Source organism: Collimonas sp. (assembly GCF_035566555.1).
Taxonomy (GTDB): domain Bacteria; phylum Pseudomonadota; class Gammaproteobacteria; order Burkholderiales; family Burkholderiaceae_D; genus Collimonas.
In genome coordinates this window covers 19,807-27,850 of sequence record NZ_DATMRB010000204.1, presented here as the reverse complement: position 1 = coordinate 27,850, position 8,044 = coordinate 19,807, and the positions used below count along the sequence as shown (strand labels likewise).

The 8,044-nt window shown below is 56.0% G+C and carries 7 protein-coding genes; 5 read left to right on the top strand and 2 right to left on the bottom strand.

Annotated features, from left to right (window positions below):
• A partial coding sequence (gene pilV, locus VNZ65_RS25350) for a type IV pilus modification protein PilV (protein WP_325674085.1) occupies nt 1–292 on the bottom strand: 292 nt, incomplete at its 3' end.
• An 11-nt stretch (nt 293–303) separates the two neighbouring features.
• The gene (locus VNZ65_RS25345; RefSeq protein ID WP_325674091.1) at nt 304–1,023 is read right to left on the bottom strand and encodes a GspH/FimT family pseudopilin; all 720 of its coding nucleotides are present in this window, start codon (nt 1,021–1,023) and stop codon (nt 304–306) included.
• Between the two features lie 336 nt (nt 1,024–1,359).
• Here VNZ65_RS25345 and VNZ65_RS25340 point away from each other — a divergent pair, with 336 nt between their 5' ends.
• The 5 genes from VNZ65_RS25340 to VNZ65_RS25320 all read left to right on the top strand — a co-directional run bounded on the left by VNZ65_RS25340 (nt 1,360) and on the right by VNZ65_RS25320 (nt 8,012).
• A complete protein-coding gene (locus tag VNZ65_RS25340; protein ID WP_325674089.1) occupies nt 1,360–3,408 on the top strand; it encodes a thiamine pyrophosphate-binding protein in 2,049 nt (682 codons plus the stop codon).
• Between the two features lie 9 nt (nt 3,409–3,417).
• Complete coding sequence (locus VNZ65_RS25335; protein WP_325674083.1) at nt 3,418–4,167, top strand: SDR family oxidoreductase; 750 nt, start codon at nt 3,418–3,420, stop codon at nt 4,165–4,167.
• Nucleotides 4,168–4,191: 24 nt separating this feature from the next.
• A complete protein-coding gene (locus tag VNZ65_RS25330) occupies nt 4,192–5,013 on the top strand; it encodes a citryl-CoA lyase (RefSeq protein WP_325674081.1) in 822 nt (273 codons plus the stop codon).
• Nucleotides 5,010–5,816 carry a hypothetical protein gene (locus VNZ65_RS25325; protein ID WP_325674079.1) on the top strand — a complete coding sequence of 269 codons (807 nt, stop codon included), beginning with the start codon at nt 5,010–5,012 and terminating at the stop codon, nt 5,814–5,816. Before VNZ65_RS25330 ends, VNZ65_RS25325 begins: the two co-directional genes overlap by 4 nt.
• Nucleotides 5,817–5,900: 84 nt before the next feature.
• The gene (locus VNZ65_RS25320) at nt 5,901–8,012 is read left to right on the top strand and encodes a TonB-dependent receptor (RefSeq protein WP_325674077.1); all 2,112 of its coding nucleotides are present in this window, start codon (nt 5,901–5,903) and stop codon (nt 8,010–8,012) included.
• The last annotated feature ends 32 nt before the right edge of the window (nt 8,013–8,044 follow it).

The following is an 8,044-nucleotide window of genomic DNA, read 5'->3' as shown; positions in this document are numbered from 1 at the left end:
CACTGCAATCCGGAGATGCCGCTGTCGGAATGACCGGCGCGCCGCCAGTCGTGACATTGTTGATCGCGTAGCCGCCGTTGATAGCTACCTGACGGTTGGCACGAACACGATCGATGACGTCATAGGCAGACTGCACTGCCTGCTGCTTGATGTAACTCGAACTATTGGCTTTATGCGCCGTCAGCAGCAGTCCCGCTATGCCAAGCATGCCAAACGCCAATACCACCACTGCGATCAGGACTTCCAATAAAGCAAATCCGAAGTGCCGTCGGGATTTTTTTTGCAAATTCATCGTAACTCGCTTTAAGGACATACCAATGCCCCTCCCCAAATTGCCTGACCCGGGGTGGGGCCTTGCTGCACGGATCCCGTGGCAATCACTTGCAATGAACGGGCGTAGCTTGCCCCGCGACTGTCACAAATCTTGAAATTGGATTGCGTGGTGGCTAATCCTCGGGGATCAAAAGTGATCCCGCTGGCCGTTGCGCCATTAAATGCGACAGCGGACAGTACTGGATCGCGCGGCCCGACCTGATGGCTTTGCAGCAGCACACTTGTTCCCGTAGCCGGCAGCGTGATGACGATCCAACCTGCGCCCCAGTTGGTTCCACAAGTCACGGATCCGGCAGCGCCTAGCGGACATACCTGCGCGTTAACATTTTGGGTGAGCGCATTGGACCTGGCGTAATTCAAGGCATTCACAAATGCATTTGCCTGGGCTGACAAACGATTGTTCATCAACATGGAGCTAAATGACGGCATGGCAAGCGCCATCAGGATTGCTGCAATGACGATCGTGATCAAAAGCTCAATCAAAGTGAACCCCAGTTGCTGCGAAGAGACAGCCGTAAAGCGTGCGAAGAAAAAACCTCTGCCACATTGCCTGTAATGAAGAATAGGCCAACATGAGTTACTGCCATGTTGTGTAAAAGCGCGCGCAGGCCTCGCTTCCTGAAAGCAACCCGTCACAGGCTCTGTCGACCTGGGAAAGCAAATTGACTTCAAGTCTGTCCGCACAGTCATGGTAATAGTTACCTTATGTCTATAGTCGGCCAGAAAGATCACTGTCAAAGCAGTTCATAACCGTCGTGCGAGGTCTTGCACGCCAGTGGCGTGGCATAACCATGACTGGTCTTCCCCTAGTGAATAGCGGGTTGCGTCCGATGGCAGGGCAGTTCAATAACCATTAACCGCTTATTGACACTAATGCATCGGACATCAGAAAAACAGCTGTCAATATTGATAGGTGGAAATGTTTCGCAAATAGCACAAGACTTGCAACAAGTGCCGATCAACATTTTCCACCTGTGCCATCTCACATATTTATCTGTTCAATTGGGAGGAGGCTAATTGCTGGGAGTGCATATCTTCTTGGTCTGGATCGTTGTTGAAGCGACTAAATCGGATTCATTGCTTTGCGATCTGTTAAGACAAGACTACACTCTATTTCCACGTGGAAATAATTATCTTCTACATGGCCTCGCAAAAAAATTCAATGCGCATCGACGGACCGCAGCAATCTGCCCGCCATCACGAGAGGGATTTGATATGGGTGCTGATACTTTTCCGTTGCATGGCGATATGCAGAGGACGAATTGGGAGCGGCCTTTCGAACCGCCCATGGTCATAGCAGATCTGCTAGTGGCCTATCTGGATCAGATGGAAATCGAATGTGTTTTCGGTATCCCCGGTGGTGCCATTGAACCTCTTTTCAATGCCCTTGCAAGAAGTAGCCGCAGGGGCGGGGTTCGCCATGTTCTGGCGCGGCACGAGGCGGGGGCGGCCTACATGGCCGACGGCTATGCCCGTGAAACAGGAAAAATCGGCGTCTGCTGCGCCACCTCCGGTCCTGGCTCCACCAATTTGATTACCGGCGTGGCTTGTGCCTACGATAACAATATTCCCATGCTGGTGATCACAGCGCAGCCAGCCTTGCCGACGTTCGGCAAACATCCTTTGCAAGAATCAACTTGCACCGGCGTCGATACGCTGAGCATGCTGCAGCACTGCACGCATTACAACTCCCTGGTATCCCATCCGCAGCAGTTCGAAAATAAGCTCGTGACTGCCTTGCAGCGATCCATCCGCGCACCTGCCGGACCAGTCCACCTGAGCATACCTGTCGATGTGTTCCGAAGCCCGAATACACAACTAGCCCCTTCTTACGACTTGCAGGCTCTCTTGCAGCCGTCATCGTCGGTAGACGATGAAGCGCTGGCTACGCTGCTCATGATGCTTTCCAAAGCCGAAAATATCGTTTTGCTGATTGGGGTGGGATGCTGTGAGGCCATTGGCTCCATACTAGAGTTCGCCGATCTGAGCGGCGCTTCCGTGATCACCACGCCAGACGGCAAGGGCCTGGTGAGCCCACGTCATCCGCTTTTCCGCGGCGTATTCGGGTTCGCTGGCCACGCTTCTGCCGAGACGGCCATACGCGACAAGTCGGTGGACTTGATCATGGCGATTGGCACTGGCATGGGAGAGTGGAGCAGCGGCGGCTGGAGCGATGACTTGCTCAATTCACGGCTGGTGCACATCGACGATACCGAGGAGCATCTTAGTCAGACCCCGATGGCGCGCTTTCACATGCGAGGACGGATCCTGTCGATCTTCAATCGACTTGTCAAACATATGCAGGACGTTCGTCGCTCCGGCAATTTCGAGTATGAACAGCGGCGCTTCGCGCGCAAACAGCATAGCGACCACTGGGAGCCGGAGACTATGCTGCTTGCTCCTAAAAAGTACGAGAGCAGCGCCATACCGATCCTGCCGCAACGGCTGATGCGCGAATTAAGCCGGCTGTTTCCGCCGACCACGCGTTTCCTTGCCGATACCGGCAATAGCGCTGCCTGGGCGATTCACTACTTACAACCCCGGGACAGGCGCATATCCGAAAGACGTCAAGGCGGCGGAGGCAGCGTCCGGGCGCCGGGACGGCGCAGGACCTATGGCGGCTGGCTGCGGGTCATCATGAATTTTGCACCGATGGGCTGGGCTATCGGCGGCGCCATCGGCACCGCCATCGGCAATCCAAAAATGCCGGTGGTATGCGTTACCGGAGACGGCAGTTTTTTGATGAATGGCCAGGAAATATCGGTGGCGGTCGCCGAAAAGCTGTCCGTCATTTTCGTCGTTCTCAACGACCAGGCGCTGGGAATGGTCAAGCATGGACAGCGTCTGGCGGAAGCCGAGCATATCGGATGCGACTTGCCGCCCACCGATTTCGCGGCCATGGCGCGTGCCATGGGAGCCACAGCGCATTCCATTCATGCGCCTGAAGATCTTGCCAAGTTGGATATCGCCGCGATGTGCGCGCGGCCGGGCCCGACCCTGCTGGACGTGCTGATCGACCGCGACGAGGTTCCACCAATGAATGTTCGCATGCGGGTTCTAGCCGGAAATCTATAGGGAATTGAGATGGAAAAACTGAAAGGCAAGACCGTCCTCATCACCGGTGGATCGAGCGGCATCGGCTTGGCAAGCGCCAAGCTATTCCTGGAGAACGGCGCCCGCCTGGCGATTACCGGGCGCGATCCAGATGGCTTGGCGCAAGCCCGGGACGCGCTGGGCGACGACGTCCTGATGATCCGCAGCGATAGCGGGAATCTGGCTGAAATAGCATCCTTGATGCAGCAAATCGAGCGCCACTTCACGCACCTGGATGTGTTGTTTGTCAACGCCGGCATCGCCACGGCGGCACCGGTGGAATTGGTCTCCGAGACGATGTTCGACGACATCATGGGAACCAACTTAAAAGGCGCATTTTTCACGATCCAGAAAGCCTTGCCGCTGTTACGTGCCGGTGCATCAATCATCGTCACCACTTCCATTGCGAACCAATTGGGGGCGTCGAATTTCAGCGTCTACGGCGCCAGCAAGGCCGCCCTGCGTTCCCTGGTGCAATCGCTGGGATTAGAGCTGATCAGTCGTGGCATCCGGATCAATGCGATCAGTCCCGGCCCCATCGCCACGCCGATATTTGACCGCTTCGGCCTGCCGCCAGGCGTGGCCGATGGCATAAAAGCCGAGATTGCACAGAAATCTCCGAGCAAGCGTTTCGGTCAGCCTCTGGAGATAGCCAAGCTTGCCTTGTTTCTAGCATCGGACGACGCTGCTTACATAGTTGGCGAGGAAATCATTGTCGATGGCGGCATGAGCCTGCTTTAGTAGCTTTTTCGAATGGGGAATCAGATGAACGATAAAGAAAGCCCGCACAGCATCCACAGCGGTGTCTGGCAAGAAGAAGCTGAACTTGATAACCCATTTACTGCCGCAGCCTGCTATTGCCGCGGCTACGATGTCTATGGAGATCTGCTCGGCAAGATCGGTTACATCGAATACCTGTATCTCCTGTTCAAAGGCGAGCGTCCGGAACCCGCCGTGACCGCGGTCTTGGAGATACTCGCCATAGCCTTGGCCAACCCTGGCCCGCGTGATCCTTCCGTTCATGCTGCGATGGCGGCCGGGGTCGGCGGCTCGACCGCCGCTTCGGCACTCATGGCTGCGCTCGCTGTCGGCGCCGGCTCACATGGCGGGGCGCGGGAAATCTTCCTGGCATTGGAGGCATGGAAGAAGAATGGGAATGAACTTGCAAAATGGCGCACCGCTCTTACTAGTCCGGCTGCTCCTACCCGTCTACAAGTATGGCCGGAACCGGAGCATCCTCCAGGGTTCGCTCCTTATGGAAACACTTGTGCAAAGCCGGTGCGCCAGACCCTTTCGCATTTGGTGGCGATGATGCCCGCAGGCCACCTGGCTTGGCTGTTTCAAGAACGAGATGCGTTAGAAAAGATAGCCGGCCATCCACTCGCAATGACCGGTGTAACCGCCGCAGCGCTTGCCGACATCGATTTTTCTGCCAGCGAAGGTGAGATGCTGACCTTGCTGCTACGGCTGCCCGGGGCAGCCGCCCATGCTCTGGAACAAGGAAGGCAGGGTTTCCGCCAGTTTCCTTTTTTTGAACTGGATTTGGAAAACGACCCAGGCCCTGCTCACCCTAAGGAGCGGGCGTGAACAATATCTTGCTGGACTATGAAGGTCCCTTGCGTACGCGGATGGGGGCGTGTTTTCCGGGGGAACGAGCGGTGTTTCGCGGACACGATCTGCATGCAGATCTGAAAGACATGGATTGGATAGCGCTGTATGCCTTTGGCATTACCGGTCGCCGCTATTCGCCGGAACAAACAGCGGTCCTGCATGCTCTCTGGACTTATACCAGTTACCCGGATCCCCGATTGTGGAACAATCGCGTTGCTGCCCTGGCCGGTAGCGCCCGCAGCACCGGTGCGCTTGGCATCGCCGCCGCCATCGCAGTTTCGGAGGCCAGCATTTATGGATGGCAACCGGAATTCGCCGCGGCAGATTTCCTGGTCCGGGCCTATGACCGCATAAATGCAGGCGAATCTCTGGAAGCAGTGCTGCAACAAGAGCTGCAGCTGCATCGACGCATCCTGGGATACGGCCGTCCCGTGGCGACATTGCAGGTGGACGAGCGCATTCCAGCGATTCTCGCGCGCATGGAAAGCGAAAAAATAGCGCAGGGTCCTTATCTGCGGCTTGCTTTCGACATTGAGCGGGAGTTGTCCCGATTGGGGCGACGGCTACCGATTAACTACGCTGCCGTAGTCGTGGCGATTCCACTGGATATGGGATTCTCGCCGCGAGAGTGCTATTTATTCCTGCTTCCTTCGTTTATGGCAGGCATGCCGCCTTGTTATCTGGAGGCGAGTGAACGCCCTGAGGGAGCGACATTTCCGCTGCGCTGCTCGCAGCTGCATTACCAAGGACCAGGACGACGGCGATGGCAGCAAAAATAAAAAATGAGGCGGGTGATGCAGGGCAGGAAAAATAGCGGCGTGACGTCTTCCGAAGATATCTGAGTTCCACCGAATGGAGCAGCAATGAAAAACCGCTGGCATTCTCAAATCCCGTGTGCGGCCCTTCTGTTCTTGAGCGCCGCCGTGGCGGCGGCTGAGCAAAATCCCGACGAAGACGATTTGGTGCTTTCTTACGGCAACAAAGCGTTCGTCAGTATAGCCACCGGCAGCCAGCAAGATATCTCTCGGGCGCCGGCGGTAGCCTCGGTAATCACGGCCCAGGATATCCAGGCGATGGGGGCGACCAATATGAATCAGGCTTTGGAAAGCGTACCGGGCTTGCATGTGTCTTACTCCGGCCTTTACAACGACCCGATCTATTCATTCCGCGGCATCACCACGCTATACAATCCTCAGGCATTGATGCTGGTTAATGGCATCCCCATCAACGATGCTTTTCTCGGCAACCGCGACTTTGCCTGGGGTGGCGTGCCGATCCAGACTATAGCCCGTATCGAGGTGATCCGCGGCCCTGGATCTGCGCTCTATGGCGCCGATGCGTTCGCCGGGGTCATCAATATCATTACCAAGACCGCAGCCGACATCAATGGCACAGGGTATGGAGCAAGGGTCGGATCATTCGACACGCACGATGCATGGTTCCAGCACGGCGGTAAGATGGGACCGCTGGATGTGGCTATCTATTTTGAGGCAGGCCACACCGGCGGCGCAAATAGAACAATAGACGCTGATGCGCAAACCAGCCTGGATAAGATTTTCGGAACTCAGGCTTCGCTATCCCCTGGCCACGAGCAACTCATGCGCAACAGTCTGGACATGCAAGTTGATGTCGCCTATGACCTATGGCGGTTTCGTGCAGGTTACCAGGAACAGGAGATCGGCACGGGCGTCGGTTTGGCAAACAGCCTTGATCCGGATGCGCGGGTAAGGGCGCAACGCTGGAATGCCGACCTGACATATTCCAATCCAAATTTTTTTCGCAATTGGGACATCACGGCGCAAGCGTCTGTGAAAGATGTCAACGAGTTGCCGGCGTCGCCGCCAACGGTGCTGTTCCCGCCGGGAGCCTTCGCGGGGGCTTTTCCGAATGGCGTTATCGGCAACCCGGGACATGCTGAGCGCGACAGTCAATTCAGCCTGTCCGGCTTCTATACCGGGTTCGACAAACATCGGATCCGGCTCGGTGCGGGCTATCGGATTGAAAACCTGTATCAGACCAGCGAGAGTAAGAACTTCAGGATAGTGGCGGTTCCCGGAGTTGGGGTCGAGTTCGTTCCGCTAACAAGCGTCGTTGACGTAAGCGGCAGCAGCGACGTATACCTGACCCCTCACAAACGTACTATCAGCTACGTGTTTGCGCAGGACGAGTGGACCCTGGCGAAAGACTGGACACTGACTTCTGGAGTGCGAGAGGATCGCTATTCCGATTTCGGGAACACTGTCAATCCGCGCCTGGCATTGGTGTGGGACGCGGCTTATAATTTTTCAATCAAGGCCTTATATGGAAGCGCGTTCCGCGCACCGTCGTTCACCGAGCAGTACAGCATCAACAATCCGGTCACCATAGGCAATCCCAACCTCAAGCCGGAAACCATTACCACGCGCGAACTGGCGTTCTCGTGGCAGCCGACTCAGACGCTACAAACCAATCTGAGTTTGTTTTATTATCGCATGCACAACATCATTCAATTTGTACCGAATTCTGATCCTTCGACCGGATCGACAGCACAAAATACCGGCGATCAAACCGGTCGTGGCTTGGAACTGGAAGCAACCTGGGATGCAACACGCAACCTACGACTTTCCGGCAGTTATTCGTTGCAACATTCCACTGATCAGACCACCGGCCAGGATGCTGGCCTGGCGCCTCACCAGCGCTGGTTCGGCCGTGCCGACTGGCGCTTCGCGCCCCTGTGGCAATTTGGCGGCACCATTGATCGCGTGCTCGACCGCAAACGGCAGCCGGGCGATAGCCGTCCCCAGATTCCCGATTACACCACCCTGGATCTGAATTTACGCAAGGAGAAATTGATTGGCAACTGGAGCGTCAGCGCATTGGTGCTAAACGTGTTTAATCGAGATGCCCGGGAGCCTAGCTTCGCTCCAGGCAACATTCCTTTCGATTTTCCGCTGCCGGGCCGTACTTTTTACGTACAGTTTCAGCACAAACTGTGAGCCACCTGTGCTGATTCAGTTACCCCGAATTT

What these genes read in the sequence shown, in the direction of transcription:
- VNZ65_RS25330 (WP_325674081.1), top strand. Translation starts at nt 4,192, where the DNA reads ATGAACGATAAAGAAAGCCCGCACAGCATCCACAGCGGTGTCTGGCAA.
- VNZ65_RS25335 (WP_325674083.1), top strand. Translation starts at nt 3,418, where the DNA reads ATGGAAAAACTGAAAGGCAAGACCGTCCTCATCACCGGTGGATCGAGC.
- VNZ65_RS25345 (WP_325674091.1), bottom strand. Translation starts at nt 1,023, where the DNA reads ATGACTGTGCGGACAGACTTGAAGTCAATTTGCTTTCCCAGGTCGACA.
- VNZ65_RS25320 (WP_325674077.1), top strand. Translation starts at nt 5,901, where the DNA reads ATGAAAAACCGCTGGCATTCTCAAATCCCGTGTGCGGCCCTTCTGTTC.